General features: G+C 56.7%; 13 protein-coding genes and 1 pseudogene. 10 read left to right on the forward strand and 4 right to left on the reverse strand.

What is annotated here, in order from left to right; all coding sequences use genetic code 11:
* Positions 1–3 precede the first annotated feature (3 nt).
* Positions 4–432, forward strand: a complete 429-nt coding sequence (locus ACZ1G5_RS15805; protein WP_472733750.1) for a GlcG/HbpS family heme-binding protein — start codon at positions 4–6, stop codon at positions 430–432.
* Between the two features lie 132 nt (positions 433–564).
* Positions 565–1,332, forward strand: a complete 768-nt coding sequence (locus ACZ1G5_RS15810; RefSeq protein WP_472733751.1) for a gamma-glutamyl-gamma-aminobutyrate hydrolase family protein — start codon at positions 565–567, stop codon at positions 1,330–1,332.
* A 63-nt stretch (positions 1,333–1,395) separates the two neighbouring features.
* Here ACZ1G5_RS15810 and ACZ1G5_RS15815 read toward each other — a convergent pair whose 3' ends face one another.
* The 3 genes from ACZ1G5_RS15815 to ACZ1G5_RS15825 all read right to left on the reverse strand — a co-directional run bounded on the left by ACZ1G5_RS15815 (position 1,396) and on the right by ACZ1G5_RS15825 (position 5,385).
* Positions 1,396–3,630, reverse strand: a complete 2,235-nt coding sequence (locus ACZ1G5_RS15815) for a xanthine dehydrogenase family protein molybdopterin-binding subunit (protein ID WP_472733752.1) — start codon at positions 3,628–3,630, stop codon at positions 1,396–1,398.
* Between the two features lie 2 nt (positions 3,631–3,632).
* On the reverse strand, positions 3,633–4,100 hold the full coding sequence (locus ACZ1G5_RS15820) for a (2Fe-2S)-binding protein (protein WP_472733753.1): 468 nt from the start codon (positions 4,098–4,100) through the stop codon (positions 3,633–3,635).
* A gap of 121 nt (positions 4,101–4,221) precedes the next feature.
* Positions 4,222–5,385 (reverse strand): FAD-binding domain-containing protein, encoded by a 1,164-nt coding sequence (locus ACZ1G5_RS15825; protein WP_472733754.1) that lies wholly within the window; start codon positions 5,383–5,385, stop codon positions 4,222–4,224.
* A gap of 104 nt (positions 5,386–5,489) precedes the next feature.
* Here ACZ1G5_RS15825 and ACZ1G5_RS15830 point away from each other — a divergent pair, with 104 nt between their 5' ends.
* Entirely contained in the window at positions 5,490–6,938 is a 1,449-nt protein-coding gene (locus ACZ1G5_RS15830; RefSeq protein WP_472733755.1) for a TrkH family potassium uptake protein, read from the forward strand.
* A 2-nt stretch (positions 6,939–6,940) separates the two neighbouring features.
* A complete protein-coding gene (locus ACZ1G5_RS15835) occupies positions 6,941–8,554 on the forward strand; it encodes a thiamine pyrophosphate-binding protein (RefSeq protein ID WP_472733756.1) in 1,614 nt (537 codons plus the stop codon).
* On the opposite strand, the gene ACZ1G5_RS15840 is transcribed toward ACZ1G5_RS15835, so the two are convergent.
* The gene (locus ACZ1G5_RS15840) at positions 8,541–10,274 is read right to left on the reverse strand and encodes a serine protease (protein WP_472733757.1); all 1,734 of its coding nucleotides are present in this window, start codon (positions 10,272–10,274) and stop codon (positions 8,541–8,543) included. The two genes, ACZ1G5_RS15835 and ACZ1G5_RS15840, sit on opposite strands and share 14 nt — an antisense overlap.
* 177 nt (positions 10,275–10,451) lie before the next feature.
* Between ACZ1G5_RS15840 and ACZ1G5_RS15845 the strand changes: the two genes are divergently transcribed.
* The 6 genes and pseudogenes from ACZ1G5_RS15845 to ACZ1G5_RS15870 all read left to right on the forward strand — a co-directional run bounded on the left by ACZ1G5_RS15845 (position 10,452) and on the right by ACZ1G5_RS15870 (position 18,416).
* The gene (locus ACZ1G5_RS15845) at positions 10,452–11,372 is read left to right on the forward strand and encodes a glycine--tRNA ligase subunit alpha (RefSeq protein WP_472733758.1); all 921 of its coding nucleotides are present in this window, start codon (positions 10,452–10,454) and stop codon (positions 11,370–11,372) included.
* Positions 11,372–11,887, forward strand: a complete 516-nt coding sequence (locus tag ACZ1G5_RS15850) for a DUF6446 family protein (RefSeq protein ID WP_472733759.1) — start codon at positions 11,372–11,374, stop codon at positions 11,885–11,887. Before ACZ1G5_RS15845 ends, ACZ1G5_RS15850 begins: the two co-directional genes overlap by 1 nt.
* Positions 11,887–12,588: an FkbM family methyltransferase gene (locus ACZ1G5_RS15855; RefSeq protein ID WP_472733760.1), complete on the forward strand. Its 702-nt coding sequence runs from the start codon at positions 11,887–11,889 to the stop codon at positions 12,586–12,588. The genes ACZ1G5_RS15850 and ACZ1G5_RS15855 overlap by 1 nt, the downstream gene beginning before the upstream one ends.
* A gap of 30 nt (positions 12,589–12,618) precedes the next feature.
* Positions 12,619–14,925, forward strand: a complete 2,307-nt coding sequence (gene glyS, locus ACZ1G5_RS15860) for a glycine--tRNA ligase subunit beta (RefSeq protein ID WP_472733761.1) — start codon at positions 12,619–12,621, stop codon at positions 14,923–14,925.
* 78 nt (positions 14,926–15,003) lie between these two features.
* Positions 15,004–17,558: pseudogene (locus tag ACZ1G5_RS15865) on the forward strand (putative PEP-binding protein).
* 189 nt (positions 17,559–17,747) lie between these two features.
* Positions 17,748–18,416, forward strand: a complete 669-nt coding sequence (locus ACZ1G5_RS15870; protein ID WP_472733762.1) for a cell wall hydrolase — start codon at positions 17,748–17,750, stop codon at positions 18,414–18,416.
* The last annotated feature ends 43 nt before the right edge of the window (positions 18,417–18,459 follow it).

The raw sequence follows: 18,459 nt of genomic DNA on the forward strand, positions 1-18,459 counted from the left end.
ACTATGGCCGAAATTTCCACCAATAAAGCCCGTACGATCATCCGCAAAGCCTTAGCAAAGGGCGATGAGATGGGGTTCAAACCACTGTCAGTTGTCGTCCTCGACGCTGGCGGTCATGTTAAAGCGTTTGAGCGCGCTGACGGCGCGGCACCAGGGCGTTTTGGGATCGCACATGGCAAAGCCTACGGGTCGGTCATGCTGGGTATGGCAGGCACGGCGCAAATGGCACGCGCCGAACAGCAGGCCTACTTTATGGCGGCCGTAAATGGGGTCTACGGCGGTCAGGTTGTACCTGTACCGGGCGGCGTTTTGGTGCATGACAAGCGTGGGAATGTCATGGGTGCGGTTGGCGTCACTGGCGATACGTCGGACAATGATGTCATCGCCGCGATGGCAGGGATTGAGGCAGCCGGACTTATCGGAGAGGCCTAAACCCGTCCAACACATCATGCATGCTGCCAAAAATTGCGGCATGTGCGGTTTTGCCGGCGCAATTGTGCATTTCATCGGCTTTCATTGCGGCCCTTTGAGCGCTACTTAAGGTGGAACCGGAAAGGATCACTTATGGCGCGACCTGTTGTTGGCATCATCTCGAACTCGCATCTGATCAACGACGAGTACCTTGTGCAAGGTGCAGGTGCGATGAACGTTCAGGCGTTGTCTGAAGTATCCGGTGTGGTGCCAATCATCATTCCGGCTGAACCAGATTTGCTACAGGTCGAAGAATTGATGGCAACCTGCGATGGTTTCTTCTTTCCAGGTGGCCGCCCAAATGTGCACCCTGAAGAATATGGCGAGCTCGAGACGGAAGCCCACGGCACGTTCGAGCGTAAGCGCGATCGCCTGACGCTGCCGCTAATCCGGGCCTGCGTCACACGCGGCCAACCAGTCATGGGGGTTTGCCTAGGATTTCAGGAAATGAATGTCGCGATGGGTGGTTCGCTCTATCCCGAAATTCGCGATCTGCCGGGGCGCGACAACCACCGCATGCCCCCGGACGGTACGCTGGAAGAGAAGTTTGAACTGCGCCATGAGGTCACCCTGACAGAAGGTGGACCCTTTCATCGCATTTTTGGCAGCCACAAAGTGATGACGAACACGTTGCACGGGCAAGGGATCAAAAAGGCGGGACCGCGCATTGTCATCGACGGATATGCCCCAGACGGCACACCCGAGGCGATATATGTCGCGGATGCGCCGGGGTTTACGCTGTCGGTGCAATGGCATCCAGAGTGGAACGCAGATGCCGATCCCGTATCGCGCCCGCTGTTTGAAGCGTTTGGCGATGCCTGTCGGCGTTGGGCTATCGGCGGCCTGCGCAAGGCTGGATAGGCCGTTCAGTCAGGTTTGGTTGTTGGCGTGCGGACCACGTCGGGATTTTCGGAAAGCGCCGCGTCAAAGAATAAGATCAAAGGTCTTGATCAGCGGCAGCTCACGCGCCCGCGTTCCTGTCAGGTCGAACAGTGCGTTTCCCAAGGCCGGCATTGACGGCGGCGTGCCCGGTTCGCCAGCGCCACCCATGAAGGGGTTGGCCTCAAGCAGGCGCACCTCGAATTCCGGCACAGTGTGCATGCGCATCGCGTCATAGTCATAAAAGTTGCTTTGCTCTGCCATACCATCTGAGAACGTAATCTCGCCCTGCATCGCGGCAGAGAAACCATAAACTGCGCCGGAGACCATTTGTGCCTCTACAATGCTCGGGTCCAGCACTGTTCCCAGATCGCAAGCAATCCAGCACTTATTGATCTTGATCCCGTTCCCAGTGTCTTCAACCTCAACAACTTCAGCAACCGGGGTTCCGAAAGAGAAGGAAAAACCAACACCGCGCCCGATCTTGTCAGGTGTTTGACCAGTCCAATTGGACATATCGGCAATTGCCTCCAACACACCAGCAGAGGGGGCGTGTTCATCACGTGTCAGATCAAGTCGGAATTGCAGGGGGTCGGCGTCGGCTGCATGCGCCATTTCATCAATGAATGTATCCAGCATGAAACCATTGATCGAAGCGCCGACAGAGCGCCAGAAGCCGAGCGGAATATCTATATCGGCCAAATGCCCCGCAATCCGGAAATTTGGAATGGCATAGGGCTGGTCTGCGGCACCTTCAACATGTAGCCTGTCCGGGCCGGGTGGTACAACACCCGTCTGGCGCCGCGACGAGCTGTGGAGTACCGATGGTGCTGCAATTTTGCCGTCCAGCAGCACCGGTTTGCCATCCTGAACCACGCCGCGAAAACGCGCAAGCGCGGCAGGACGGTAGAAGTCGCGGCGGATATCCTCTTCGCGACTCCATGTCATACGGATCGGCGTGCCGGGCATCGCTGCCGCGATCCGCGCAGCTTGGGTGGAGAAGTCCATTTCGCCCCTGCGACCAAACCCACCGCCCAACAAGGTCGTGTGCAACGTGACCTGCTCAGCTGCCAGTCCAACAGCCTTGGCACAGGCGTCACGGATCAAAGTAGGCGCTTGGTTGCCGGACCAAACTTCCAGCGCATCGCCTGTGAACAGGGCGGTTGCACTCATCGGTTCCATCGTCGTGTGGGCAAGCCATGGAACGTAATATTCTGATTTTATTTCAGTGCCTTCCATGGCGTTATTCACGTTCCCGTCATCGCGCACGGTGCTATTGGGCTTTATGTTAAAAGATGCTGCGATTGCAGCCCGCAACCCGTCGGTGTCCGCTGGGTAGTTCGCCGGGCTCCAAGTAACATCGACAGCTTCGGCAGCTTGAATGGCCAACCATGTGTTGGTTGCAATGATAGCGATGCCATCGCCCAGATCGACAATTGCTTCGACCCCGTCCATGTCTTTGGCAAAGCTGTCATCATAGCTTTCCATGCCGGCGCGTGTGGGGCTCATACGGACCGTCGCAAACCGCATACCATCCAGCTTTTTGTCCGTCGCGAAATCCGCTGTTCCGGTCGATTTTGCGACCATATCAACGCGCGGCATTGGCTTGCCGAGATACTTCCACGTTGATTTCGCGCGCAATTCGACGTCGGGTGGAGTGATCGTGCGTACAGCTTCTGCCAATTCGGCATAGGCGATAGCCGTGCCATCGGCGGCAATGACTTTGCTATCTTGCGTATCCAATGTGCTCGCGTCGACGCCCAAACGCGCTGCGGCGGCGAGCTTTAGCGCTTCACGTGCAGAAGCCCCGGCATGGCGCATACGTTCGTAGAAATCTTTCATGGACGTGGAGCCACCGGTCGCTTGAAGGTTGAGCAGTTTTCCCACCTTGCCGACCTGTTCACGCACGCCGTGTTTAAATGGCGTGTCCTTATAGTGCGCACCGGGAAGCGCCATGCCGAGGAAAACCGAGTTATAGTAAGCCTGTGCCGGCGGGCCGTGCAGAACCTTGATGTCGTCCCACGCCACATCCAATTCTTCGGCAACCAATGCCGCCAGCGTTGTGTGCACACCCTGACCCATTTCCGCGCGGGGTGCGATCAGCGTCACACCGTCTTGATTGATCAACACAAAAGGGTTCAGCGTCGCTTCGCCGTCGCCGGCAATCAGTGGGTTTGGCGCGTCTTTGTTGATCTGGTAGGCACCAAATGCGACACCCCCGATGATGGCGGCAGATCCAATAAGAAAAGTCCGACGGGCGATTGTTCTGACACGTCCCATGATTATGTCTCCTCCGTCATGCGTGCGGCGGCGTCTTTGATCGCTGCGCGAATGCGCGGATATGTTCCGCATCGGCACAGGTTGCCCTGCATGGCGTCATCAATGTCTTGGTCGGTCGGTTTGGGGATTTCGGCAAGAAGTGCAGCTGCATTCATGATCTGACCAGATTGGCAGTATCCGCACTGTGCCACCTGATTGTCGACCCATGCCTGTTGAACAATGGCCATGTTTTCGGGGGTTCCGAGTCCTTCGATCGTTGTCACCTCACCCCAAACGTCGGCAATCGCGACCTGACAAGAGCGGACAGCTTCACCGTCAATATGGACGGTGCAGGCCCCGCAGGCCGCCACACCGCAACCGAACTTTGTGCCGGTCAGGCCGACTTCATCTCTCAGCGCCCACAGCAAGGGAACATCACCTGGTAAATCGATCTCAATTTCTGATCCGTTGATCGTTAGACTGGTCGCCATATGATCTCTCCCAAAGTGAACGGTTTAGTTTAGAATATGATCGACAGTTGCTGGTATGCAAGGGTCCAAAGGACAAAACGCGCAGAATGGCGGGTGGCGCCGATATCATTGGCTTGCGATGTCAGCTCAACTTTAATCCTTTTATGTCAGCAAGGAGGTTGGGTATCTTTTCTTTGAAGCGAAAGAAGCCGTGCGTGGCATGCGGCCACGCCGCTGCGTCATAATGGCGGAGCAGTTTGACAAGTCTGGTGCCTTCCAGCGCATCATGCGTTGGTCCGACAGGAACATAAGCCGTCACCACCTGATCTAATGCGTTTTCGCGCATCCAGTCTTCTATCTCATCCGGCGTCACTCGGCTTACCGGTCCCAAACGATCAGAAAATCGCATGGTGCAGTCCGCCATTGCAGCCTTGGTGAAGGACGTCACACGCTCGCTAACCTGCAACGGACTTCGGTGGGCCGTTGCCTGCAACATCGCAGCCGCCACGGGCTCTACCTGATCAAGCAACCAGCCCAACGATAGGTCCTCCTCAGTGATGAGCACACCCGTGCGCTTGTTGGGTTCGATGATGTCTGAGGTTGGGATGGGGTCGCGTGATGGATGTGGCAATCCGTCCAAAGGGGCGGCAAATGGCGCTAGCCCCTCTGGCTGAAATCGCCCGTGCGTATATTTTGCAATGTTGTCAGCGCGCGCGAGATAGGTTTTGCCAATGGTTTGTAGCCCGCCAACCCAGCGCCACGACAACGTATTTGAGGCCGGGTCCCCATCCAGCAAATGCCGTAAGAAAAAATCGGCACCCAATGCCCACGGCAGGCGAAGTGTGAAAATCCAGATTGATGCGAACCACATCCGTGCGTGATTGTGCAGATACCCCGTCTCGATCAGTTGCCTCGCCCAATGATCAAAGCAATCGATGCCGGTCTCGCCTTTGCAGGCCGTTTCCCAGTTGCGGCGGAGGCCGGCCTCAGTATGCACTCTGTTCAAGTCGGCATTCAGCGTCGTGCGGTACATCGCCCAGACGCCCGGCCGCATCTCAAGCCAACCTTTCCAGTATGTGCGCCAAAAGACCTCTTGCGTGAACTTCTCAGCCGTATGCGCACTATGGCGGCTCAGGACCGCTTTGAGCACCTCTTCTTCGGTGATAATGCGATGCCGGATGTAGGCAGAAAGCGTTGAGACGTGGGCGAGGTCGTCATAGTTGCGCTGGCTGGCATAGTCGCGGCCAGCCTTTGGGACAAAGTCATTCAGCTGTGTCAAAGCGGCCGCATAAGAAGGATCAAACATGAGCGTGAAGTAAACCACACGCCTATGCTTTCAAGCGACAGTTTGGCCTGATTGTCGATTTGCCGTTCTTGACACCGGCTTGTGGTCAGGCCAACGCTGCGCGCATGCTTGATTTACGTCCAGTTGGATATGTCATCGGTCTGCTTGTGGCGTCGCTTGGTATCACCATGTTGGCCCCATTGGGGGCTGACCTGCTGGCTGGCAATGGGCACTGGTTCGTCTTTTTCGAAAGTGCAGTGGTTACCGTCTTGACTGGGGGGCTCATTGCGCTGGCTTGCGCAAATGGCGTGACACAAGGCTTGTCCTTGCGACAAACCTTCCTTCTGACATCACTTGTCTGGCTCAGCCTGCCTGTTTTTGGTGCAATTCCCTTTGTGTTGGGGGCAACCGAAGCAAATTTCACCGATGCGTTCTTTGAGGCGATGTCCGGCCTGACAACAACAGGTGCCACGGTGCTCGATGATTTGGAAGACTTACCAGATGGCCTGAAGCTCTGGCGCGGTACGCTGCAATGGATGGGTGGTGTTGGCATTGTTGTTGTTGCGATGGTCTTTTTGCCAGAGCTACGCGTCGGGGGCATGCAAATCTTCCGGTCAGAAGGCTTTGACACCAGCGGTAAAATCCTGCCCCGTGCCGGTGAAATCGCAACTAGCATTTCCTTCATCTATGTTGGCCTGACGATCGCTTGCATCGTAGCCTATTCTGCTACCGGGATGGGTGGCTTTGACGCGATCGTTCACGCGATGACGACGGTGTCGACCGGTGGCATGGCAAACTATGATGCGTCATTTGCAACTTTTGGGCCGGGGGTGCACTACGTCGCCGTTATCTTCATGGTTTTGGCGGCGCTGCCTTTTGTTAGATTTGTCCAGTTGTTGGCCGGAACAGCGCAGCCATTGTTCAAGGATCGTCAAATTCAGGTTTTCCTGATGATTGTGATTTTTTGCGTGTTGTTGATGACGTCTTGGCTTTGGGGACGCGGCGGAACCTTTACGGAGAAAGGTTTTCGCGATGCGTTGTTCAACGTTACATCCATCATGACGGGCACAGGTTATGCCAGCGCGAACTACATGGCATGGGGCACATTTCCGGTCGTGATGTTCTTCTTGATCGGGCTGATCGGCGGCTGCGCTGGATCAACGTCATGTTCTGTCAAAGTCTTTCGCTATCAATTGGTCTTTGCGGCGATCAAGAGCCAGATCCGTCAGATTCATTCACCCCACGGTGTTTTTACGCCGCGGTATGATGGACGCCCCATCAGCGAGGACGTTCTGAACTCAGTCATCGCATTTCTGGTTGCCTTCATTCTGTCCTTGGGTGGCACGGCTGTGCTCTTGGGTCTCACCGGTCTTGACTTCATTACGTCAGTGTCAGGTGCTGCGGCTGCCTTGGCCAATATCGGGCCGGGCTTGGGGCTCGAGATTGGGCCTGCGGGAAACTATGCCAACATCAACGACACGGCAAAATGGATCTTGGCGATTGCCATGTTTGTGGGACGTTTGGAAATCATGGTCGTGCTGACAATTCTATCCATCAAATTCTGGAGACCCTGACGATGACAACCCGGCCCCTTGGTGCTCAGATTTCTCATATGCTCAAGGATCGGGGCGTTGACGTCATTTTCGGCATCCCCGGCGTGCATAATCAGGAAATGTACCGTGGGATCGAGGAGGCAGGGATCACCCATGTGCTGGCACGGCACGAACAAGGGGCGGGCTTCATGGCCGACGGCTATGCCCGCGCGACGGGAAAACCGGGGGTGGCCTATGTGATTTCTGGACCGGGGCTATGCAATATTATGACGCCGATGGGGCAAGCCTATTCGGATTCTGTGCCAATGCTGGTGATATCATCGGTGCTGGATGAAACCGTGGCCACGCGTGGGCAGTTGCATCAGATGAAAGATCAGGAAGGGGCAGCGGCAGCGGTTTGCGATTGGTCAGTGACGGCACGGACGGCCGAGGCGGCTTACGCGTTGATTGATCGGGCATTTGGAGAGTTTGATACTGAGCGAGAACGACCAAAGCACCTGCAAGTTCCTATCTCACTATTGGAGGCCGACGCGGAGGAGACCGTCTACAAGCGGACTTTTGAACGTTGGGGTCCTGTTAGGGTTTGTCGGGATGAATACGCATCAAACCAGATTGCGTTGGCGTTAGTCGAAGCCAAGCGCCCGATTATTGTCTTTGGCGGCGGTGCCAGAGCGATGGGTGCATCACTTTGTACTAAACTTGCAAAGCGTGCTGGGGCAGCCACATTTACAACTTATGCTGGTCGAGGGCTTATCGAGCCTAACTATCCGTTGAACTTCGGCTCATCCCTTGCGCGCCCAAACTCTGCGGAAGTGTTTGTCTCAGCAGACCTTGTTTTGGTGGTGGGTTCTGAGCTGTCCGAAGTTGATCTTTGGCGGCAAAGCCTTGGTCATGATTGCAAGGCAATTCACGTCGATATTGACCCTGAGCCTCTGACGGCACTGCCGCAGCCAGATATCCAGAGTTTTTTGGTTGGTTGCTATCCTATGCTTGAAGTTACTTATGATCTTCTGGCCGATAACGCGCCAAAAACAGAGTGGACGGCAAAGCTGGTTGGCGACCATGTTTCCAAATGGCGTGCCGAAATCGACGCCGAACGTCCCGGCATCCTCCCCGTCGCTGACGCTCTCAAGAACGCACTCCCAGCCGACACCATGATCTATTCCGACATGACCCAATTCGCTTACGCCGCCAAAGAGGTCTATCCGATGGACCGTCCCGGCCATTGGCACCACCCTTACGGCTTTGGCACGCTTGGTTATGCCCTGCCTGCCGCGATTGGCGGCAAGATCGGGGTGGGCGATCAACCGGTCATCGCGATCCTTGGCGACTATGGCTTTCAGTATACCGTCCCGGAACTCGCCGTCGCGGTTGAGATGGAACTGACCTTACCCATCATCATCTGGGACAACGGCAAACTGGGCGAGATTGAGGACAGCATGGTGCGCGCGCAGATCGCACCGAACGCAGTGATCCAACGCAACCCTGATTTCCTGAAACTGGCCGAGGCTTATGGTGCCGCGTCAGCCGAGCCCGCCAATCTGGCAGAATTCACAGAGACCATGCGAACAGCGCTCGCCGCTAAGGGCCCCACGGTTATCAGGGTCAAGTCGGACATCGCACTTACCAGCAGCTAACCAACACGGCCAGATCCGCCGCCTTGCGCGACAAAGCAACCGAGCTTATCGCTGGGGCAGCCGTACTTTGGTTTGTTACCACGCCTTGGCTTTCCAAGAACGCAATGATTTCCGTAGCGTCGAGTGAGAACTGCACGTTTGCTGGCAGGGTTTGCGTCGATCCGGCTTCTTCCGACAACAGCATCCCGAGCACAGCGCCGCTTTCGTCAAGGACTGGGCCGCCGGCATTGCTGACCTGCGTCAACATCGACAGGCGCTTGAAACGGGCATCACCATCAAGGCTGCGAATATCCTCGACCGCGCCGAAGGTCAGGGTCGGCGCATTGAGAACGCCGTTAAACGGATAGCCCGCGACGGCGACGCGGTCCTGCAGGCGGGGAATGTCTGACCGGAACGTCGCAACATTGATCGGTGATAGTGGATCTAGCGGGCGCAACATCGCGACCCCAAGCTGCGCGTCCAGCGCGACAACTTCGGCGGGGGTTTCACGATCAAATGTGATCCGGTCACAGCTTTCAACAACTTCAGGCGTTGTCAGAACGGTACCATCGGTCGCCACATAAAAACCGCTGCGCGAAAACTTGGGTTGGCGCACCGCAAGCCCTGCGATCATGTCAATTGCTTGGTCTTCACCGGGTGGCACAAGGTTGGGATCAAGGACACCATCCAACCGGGCAAAGCTCGACTGCATGACATCGAGGACACGCGCGCGGCGTCGGTCATCACCGGTTGGCCAAACCAGAACAAAGCCCTTGATTTCGCCGTCCTGCAACGTGGCGGTCGCGTAGGAATGGATGCTGTCGCCAATACCTTCGATTACAAAGCCGTCGCGTCCGATCCCGCGTTCACCCTCGGGGGGCATGATGTCGAGCACCTGAAGGACTTCAAAAAGCCCTCTCAGCCGCCCGGCGTCGCCGGGCTGCGAGATCATTAAAACCTGTGCCGACGGAAGACTGCTTTGACCTTCGAATTTTGCAAAGGGTGGCTGGTAATCGGTAAATGCAACAACAGCCGCAGGAATTGCCATTTGGATGCCGGCCGAATTGTCGCGCGTCAGTTCCATGCCAACATCGATCAAGACCGCATTGTACTGCCGGATCAGCAACTCGCGCTGACGGGCAGTCAAAACACCAGTGGGCTCTTGCGCATTGGCAATCTGCCAGCTTTCCATCGCAAGGCGGGTGCCACGGCCAAACGCGCCGTCAATTGCGGCACTGTAGAAACCGGCCCATTGCAGCGCTTCTTGCAACTCTTCACGCTCTTCACGTGACAGCGCGCGTTCTGATGCACGTGCTTCGCGCAATGTCTCTTCGGGGGCGGTTAATGGTGTCTGGGGCAGGGCGCTAATCTCTTGCGCGAAAGACTCCTCGGCCGATGGTCCGGCAGGTTCCGAACTTCCGCCGCCGATAGGCCAAAACTGTTGCTCAAACCGGCGGCCATTTTGCAGATAACTGTCAGAGGGAATTTGGCGGTTTCGCAACAACCGTGTCAGTTCCGCTCGCGCGAGGCTTTCGCTATAGGGCCCAAGGACGATGCCATAGAACCCGCGACCCAGGTAATATCCCTGCACATCATCAAAACTGCGGGCATAGACACGGGCCCGTTCCGTCGCGTCGCTTAACGTCTGGCGGGCCTCGATCTGTACCCAGAAACGATCCTGAGCCTGCGCCGATAGGGCAGACAAGCAAACAAAAAGACCGACAACAAAAGCCCTGAACATCGTAAACCTCGGCAGCAGAATGGCGCATTGGCGTTTGTGTTGGCGTTGTGTGCTGCGTTGTGCAAGTCAAACAGGCGTGAAACGCAGCATCAGGCGACAAAAAATCGCAACCCGTTGCCCAATTGACCCTTCTCGCCCGGCACCCTATTGAACGGGCCAAAGCACACGAGGGTTCAGATGGCGGATAAACCACGCAGTTTTCAGGAAATCATCCTGCGGTTACAAACCTACTGGGCCAGCAAGGGCTGCGCTATTCTGCAACCCTACGATATGGAAGTGGGCGCGGGAACATTTCACCCTGCGACAACCCTGCGTGCGCTGGGCAGCAAACCTTGGGCTGCCGCCTATGTGCAACCGTCGCGCCGTCCGACCGATGGCCGCTATGGCGAGAACCCGAACCGGTTGCAGCATTACTATCAGTATCAGGTGCTGATCAAACCATCGCCGCTCGACATGCAGGACCTTTACCTTGGCTCGCTTGAGGCCATCGGGGTTGACGCATCGGTCCACGATATTCGCTTTGTAGAAGACGACTGGGAAAGCCCGACACTGGGCGCGTGGGGTCTGGGCTGGGAAGTCTGGTGCGATGGGATGGAAGTCAGCCAGTTCACTTACTTCCAACAGGTTGGCGGGCATGATTGCAAACCGGTCTCGGGCGAGCTGACTTACGGGCTAGAGCGTCTTGCGATGTACATCCTGAATGCAGACCACGTTATGGATATGCCGTTCAATGACCCGCAAACACCCATTCCGCTGACCTATGGCGACATCTTCAAACAGACAGAGCAGGAATACGCGCGCTGGAACTTCGATGTGGCCGATACTGAGGTGTTGCTGCAGCACTTTATTGACGCAGAAAACGAATGCCAGCGTATCCTTGACACATCTGCGGATGACCCCAAAACCGGGCTCAAAATCATCATGGCGCATCCGGCCTATGATCAATGTATCAAAGCGTCTCACGTCTTTAACTTGCTTGACGCACGCGGCGTTATCTCAGTTACAGAGCGGCAAGCCTATATCGGGCGCGTGCGGGCGCTGGCCAAAGCCTGCGCTGACGCATTCGTGCAAACCGAGGCAGGCGGGGCCGCGGCCTGATGGCGAGGATCTTGATTGTGGCCATGCTTTTGTCAGCGGCGGTGTTGGGTGGCGTGCTCTACTACCAGCAAGTCTATGCCTACTATGATAAGGTGCAGGCGAACGCGGACGCCGTGATGCTGACCTCTGTTAGCACCGGCGAGGCGGAACCGATTGTTGTACAAAGCTTTGAGGGCATTGACGCGGTCAGCAGCCCGCTACGCTACCGATCCTGCTTCGAAACGACGCTCAGCCAAGCCATGCTGACCGAAACCTTCGTCATCGTCGAAAATGCCGAACCGCGCGTCGCACCAGGCTGGTTCGACTGTTTTGATGCGGCCCAGATCGGCGCTGATCTGCAAACCGAAGCAATCGCCTTTATGGGGGTTGAGAACATCGAATACGGTATCGACCGCATCGTCGCGATCTATCCTGACGGACGTGGCTATGCATGGCACCAGATCAACGCATGCGGCGAGGTCGTTTTTGATGGCAACCCAGTTCCCGAAGACTGCCCCCCGCAGGAGACCGAATAGTGGCCGAGTATCGCCCCATAGGTGCCTGGCAGCAGGTGCTGAACCTCTTGTCTGGCGGCAAGGGTTGGCTGGGGTTCAAGGCACGCAAGAAACTACACCGGGCCTATGTGGCGCGGGCGCTCGCGCATTTTGAGGGGTTGGAGCGGACGCTGGGGCCGGATGACGTATGTGTCGACCTTGGTGCCAACTACGGCACATTTACCAAACAGCTTGCAGCGACCGGCGCGACGGTACATGCCTATGAACCCGACCCCGATACCTTTGCGATCCTGCAAAAGAACGTCGGGAACCTGCCCAATGTGATTTTGCACCAAGAAGCCGTGGCGCAAACCGAAGGAACATTGACCCTGCACCGGTTGGCCGCACATCTTGCCTCAACCGAGGAGAAACGATCATGGGGCTCTAGCCTGATCCCGTCTGATCGCGCGTCCGAGGGCGACGGCGTTGAAGTCAAAGTGGTCTCATTCGCGCAGATGCTGGCGACGGTTGGCCGTCCAATCCGCATCATCAAAATGGATATCGAAGGATCCGAGGTGGAAATCCTCCGGGATATCGTCGGTGCACCGACGCGATATGACATCGACACCCTTTTTGTTGAAACCCATGAGAAGCAGCGCCCAGAACAACTGGCTGATGTTTTGAGCCTCAGAGCCGCTGTTGCCAAAATTCAGCGTCCTGATATTCACCTCTACTGGCCGTAGACCGAAGCCTCTTCCTGAAAGCACCCAGTAATGCCTGATCTTTTGATAGAACTCTTCTCCGAAGAAATCCCCGCCCGGATGCAAACCCGCGCGGCGGATGATCTGCGCAAGCTCGTCACGGACGGTCTGGTTGAGGCCGGGTTGACCTATGCGGGGGCTGCCGCCTTTTCAACGCCGCGCCGTCTGACGCTGTCGCTGGATGGGCTGAGCGCCGAAAGCAAGGCCGTGCGCGAAGAGCGTAAGGGCCCGAAAGTTGGCGCGCCCGATCAAGCCGTTGACGGGTTTTTACGCGGGGCCGGTGTGGCGCGCAAAGACCTTGAGGTGCGCGACGACAAAAAAGGGCAGGTCTATTTTGCAATCATCGAAAAGCCAGGACGCATGGCGGTGGACATCATCGCCGAGGTGCTGGAAAAGACGATCCGCAACTTCCCGTGGCCCAAGTCGATGCGCTGGGGTGACGGCCCGCTGAAATGGGTCCGCCCGCTGCATTCCATCCTGTGCATTCTGAGCGATGAAGCCGGGGCAGAAGTCGTGCCGTTCGATGTCGATGGCATCACATCAGGCAACACCACGCGGGGGCATCGTTTCCTCGCGCCAGATGCATTTTCTGTCGTGAATTTCGATGATTACGAGGCAAAGCTAAAGCGTTCCAACGTTGTGCTGCGCGCCGATGAGCGGGCCGAGGCGATCTGGAACGAGGCGACGACGCAAGCCTTTGCGTTGGGCCTTGAAGTGGTCGAAGATCGCGGTCTGTTGGCCGAGGTCGCGGGTCTGGTCGAATGGCCTGTCGTGCTGCTGGGTCAGATTGATGATGACTTCCTAAGGTTGCCGCCCGAGGTGCTGCAAACTTCAATGAAAGAGCACCAGAAATTCTTTTCTGTTCGCAACCCCAAGTCCGGCCGGATCGAACGTTTTGTGACCGTTGCAAACATGGAAACCGCCGACAATGGTGCCACCATTCTGGCGGGGAACCAAAAGGTGCTGGCCGCGCGTTTGGCCGATGCAAAGTTCTTTTGGGAAAACGATTTGCGCGTGGCCAAAGGCGGTATGGACCCGTGGTTGGACAGCCTGTCGAATGTGACGTTCCACAACAAACTGGGATCGCAGAAAGACCGGATCGAACGCATCGCCGCCTTGGCGCGTGAGATTGCGCCAAGTGTGGGCGCTGACCCTGATCTGGCAGAGCAGGCGGCGCGTGTCGCCAAGGCCGATCTGTCGTCCGAAATGGTCTATGAGTTCCCAGAATTGCAGGGGCTGATGGGGCGGTATTACGCGACCGAGGCGGGTTTGCCTGCTGACGTCGCTGCGGCCTGTGAAGAGCATTATTCCCCGCTGGGGCCATCGGACGATGTGCCGACAGCGCCTTTATCAGTGGCAGTGGCGCTAGCCGATAAGATCGACACGCTGACCGGGTTCTGGGCGATTGATGAAAAACCGACCGGGAGTAAGGATCCGTTTGCGCTGCGCCGCGCGGCGTTGGGGGTTGTTCGGTTGGTTTTGGAGAATGGCGTCAGACTGAACACTACCCCAAGAATTCAGAAAGCCTACCTCACGGCTCTCAAATCCTTTGCTTTTGACAAGCAAAATGTCTTTTTGAAGTTTGGTGAAGATGAGGGCACGACTTTCTACACAGTTAGCTGTGTAGAGCCCAGTATTAAGGGGATCAATTTCTCATTAAACGAGGCGGTCGACGTCTCGATTTTTCTCTTAAGAGGTTTGGAAGAGACACAAGATGTGTTGTCGCAACGGATGTCAGTCCATAAACCTGAACATTCAGCCGAGACGCAACTTTCTTCGATATCAACTTTGGCTGAAAACCTCCTCTCCTTCTTCCACGACCGCCTCAAAGTTTTCCTCAAAGACAAAGGCGTCCGCCACGACATCATCGACGCCTGCATTGCGATGCCGGGCAATGATGACCTCACGCTACTTGTCAAACGGGCCGAGGCTTTGGCCGAAACCCTTGCCACCGACGACGGTGAAAACCTGATCCAAGGGTTTAAGCGCGCCAACAACATCCTCACCCAAGCCGAGGAAAAGGATGGGGTGGAATACTCCTATGGCGCGGATATCAAATTCGCTGAAGATGACGCCGAAAAAGCCCTTTTCGCGGCCCTCGATGCTGCAGATGCAAAAATCGCCCCGGCGATGGCTGCGGAAGATTTCAGCACTGCGATGACCGCGATGGCAGCACTTCGCGCGCCGATTGATGCATTTTTCACCGATGTGCAGGTCAACGCCGATAGCGAAATTCTACGGCGCAACCGCCTTAACCTATTGTCCCGTATCAGGAATATCTGTCTCAGCGTCGCTGATCTGACCAAGATCGAAGGCTAGACAGAAAAACTGTAAAGTTTTGTGTACAGGTTGGCGATTTCACGTTTATGCTGCACCTGAACAATAAATGGTGCCGCAGTGCAGCAACAAACGACATATGGACCGCTGACGCTGGTCACGCCGACCGCGCCGATGAAGGCGTCGGTGCATGGACGGCGTGCGAAATGCCTGCAACGGCTGCTGCGTCTCGACATGCCGGTGCCAAAGACCGTCGCCCTGTCATTTGATGCCGTGCACGAGGTCGCGCTGGGCAATTTGCCGGATATGGCGGCACTTCTGGCGCCCTTTGGTGACGGGCCGCTGCTGTCGGTGCGACCCTCCAGCCAAGACCCTGATTGGGGGGGCCGAGCGCGATCATCAATGTCGGCATGAACGACACCAAGTTGGCCGAGATGAAGCAGCTGCTGGGTGCGACGACGGCGATCAAGCTATATTTGCGGTTCATTCAGTCCTACGCGATCCACGTCGCACGCCTTGATCCCGATGAATTCTATTTGCCTGATGTGGCGGATGCGACAAGCCTCAAAGCGATGCTGGATACATTCGAACTCGAAACCGATACGCCATTCCCACAAGATCCGGCGGTGCAACTGGCCGAGGTTCTGCGATCAATGGCACGTGCCTGGGATGGGACGACCGCACGGCTTTTGCGCCAAGCCAAGGGCGCACCGGCGAATGCGGGACTGGGCCTTGTGGTGCAGGCGATGGCTTTGCACGGCGGGCAGGGCGAATGCGGGTTGGGTGTAATGCAGTTTGTCGATTCCAGTTCTGGCAATCGCAAGGTCATTGGCCGGTACCTTAGCAACGTGCAAAGCGAAGGCTATGACGTCGGATCCGATACCGAAGGTGCGATCTATCTGACCCATGATCCCCGTGGTCCCGCGCTCGAAGATATCTGCCCGGATCAATATGCAGAACTGGTGTCATACGGCGAGGTTTGCCGACGTCGCTTGCGCGAAGAAATGGAAGTGAAGTTCACGCTGTATAATGGGGCCGTGCAGATCCTTGATGCGATCCCCGCGCAGCGGTCTTCGCGGGCGTCAGTGAATATTGCGGTGGCCTTGGCGGAAGATGACATTATCCCCCGCGAAGAGGCCGTCATGCGGGTCAAACCTTCTGCGCTGTCAGAACTGTTGCACCGCCAGATCGACCCGGACGCCGAACGTGACATGATTGTGCGGGGCATTGCCGCAAGTCCCGGCGCCGCCTCTGGGCGCATTGTTTTAACAGCGAATGACGCACAGGCCAGTGCCGCGCGTGGCGAGGCCTGCGTTTTGGTGCGCCGCGAAACGACACCTGAAGACATTCGCGGCATGCATGCTGCCCACGCCGTGTTGACGATGCGCGGCGGCGTGACCAGTCATGCTGCGGTGATCGGTCGTGGCATCGGTTTGCCATGCGTTGTGGGTGCGTCTGACCTGACGATTGATCGCAAGAACGGGTTGATCACTGCCCCTGATGGTCGCCAGTTCAGGGCCGGCGATGTTATCACTGTTGATGGCAGCACCGGACAAGTGCTTGTGGGCGAACCCCCAATGCTGGAAGCAGCATTGGATGGTGCGTTTCAGACCTTGCTGGAATGGGCGGACGAATTCCGCGATATCGGTGTTCGCGCCAACGCAGATACGCCGGCGGACGCGCAAACAGCGCAAAACTTTGCCGCCGAGGGCATCGGCCTTTGCCGGACCGAGCATATGTTCTTTGATGGTGATCGTCTTGGCGTCATGCGCGAAATGATATTTGCCGAAGACAGTGAAGACCGCCGCGCTGTTTTGGATCGTCTGTTGCCGATGCAGCGCGCAGATTTTCAGGCCCTGTTCGAGATTATGGCCGGGAAGAATGTTTGCGTGCGGCTGTTTGATCCACCGCTCCACGAGTTTTTGCCATCTGACAAGGCAGGCATGCGTGATCTGGCAGAGCAAGTTGCCCTGCCTTTGCCTGATGTTATTGAACGCGTTGATGCTTTGGCCGAATATAATCCAATGCTGGGGATGCGTGGTGTGCGCTTGGGGATCGCAATTCCCGAGATCTACGAGATGCAGGCGCGTGCAATTTTCGAGGCATTGGTTGCAGTTGGCCAAAAAGGCATCGTGATCGACGTCGAAATCATGATCCCGCTTGTTAGCGCGATGCGCGAAGTCGAATTGCAAAAGGCACGGATTGACGCGGTCGCGACTGCGGTACAGGCGAAAAGCAAAACTGAATTCGACTACCGGCTTGGTGTCATGGTCGAAACACCACGTGCGGCACTGCGCGCGGAAGATATCGCGGAACATGCGCAGTTTCTGTCGTTTGGCACCAATGACTTGACCCAAATGACGTATGGTTTGTCTCGCGACGATGCCGGGCGTTTCATGTCGTCCTACGTTCAACAGGGGGTCTACGCCGAAGATCCGTTTCACACACTTGACCTCGAGGGGGTAGGCGAACTGATTTCGCTTGGTGCAGAACGCGGTCGGTTGGGGCGGCCAGACGTCGTCTTGTCGCTATGTGGCGAACATGGTGGTGATCGCTCTGCCATCGCATTCTGCCGGGCGCAGACTTTTGACTACATCTCCTGTTCACCATTCCGCGTACCGGTTGCGCGACTCACCGCCGCGCAACTCGCGTTGGAAGAGCAGGTGTTGCGCTAATACCAAACCACATTTTGTGGCATATATGCCGCGAAGGACCTTATTTTGGGAAATAGTCCGCCGTGTCACCGCGTTTGTGTTGCCGCTTTCTCAACAGTGATGAGCGGGGGGTAGACCTCTGCACATGTTTCCCTTAAGGACAGCCGCGCTAGCGCGGGGCAATGCCGCGTCGTTTCCTGGGTGGGAAAAATGACTGTTATTAAGGCGATTTTCGCCGCACTTTCTGCGGCAACCTTTTGTGTTGGGGCAACTACCGCCTCAGCCGACGAACTTCTTGCAAGCCGCTTGGGCGCAATACTGGGTCAAGAGCGCCAAGCGCTGTCCGTGGTCCCCGACAACCGGATGAGCATGCTGACAAGCTTGCCACCGGCCGCCGAGCGCGGTGTCGCGACACAAAGCGGCGTAATCTATGATCGTGAGTTTTTGGCGTCGCAACCCTTCATCGAAGGGGACGCTGACTGGCAGTGTTTGTCCGAGGCGCTGTATTTCGAAGCACGCGGTGAAACAGTGCGCGGGATGTTCGCGGTGGGCGAGGTGATCTTGAACCGGGTCGATAGCGACGCCTATCCAGACTCTCTTTGTGGTGTGATCAATCAAGGCACCGGTCGCCGCTTTGCATGCCAGTTTACCTACACATGCGATGGCAAGCCTGAAACAATTGCGGAGCCCCGCTCGTGGGAGCGTGTGGGCAAGGTCGCGCGGATCTTGATGGATGGTGTTCCACGCGCCCTGACTGGTGGTGCAACGCACTATCATACAAAGTCCGTGAACCCGTCATGGGCGCAACGTTTTCCGCGTACTGCTGCCATTGGCTATCACTATTTTTACCGTCAGCCCGTGCGGACTGCGTCCAAGTAGCGTCGCATGATTGCGGGTGAGCGTCGCGCAGACGCTTGCCGCT

This window comes from Yoonia sp. JB2-21 (assembly GCF_055693545.1).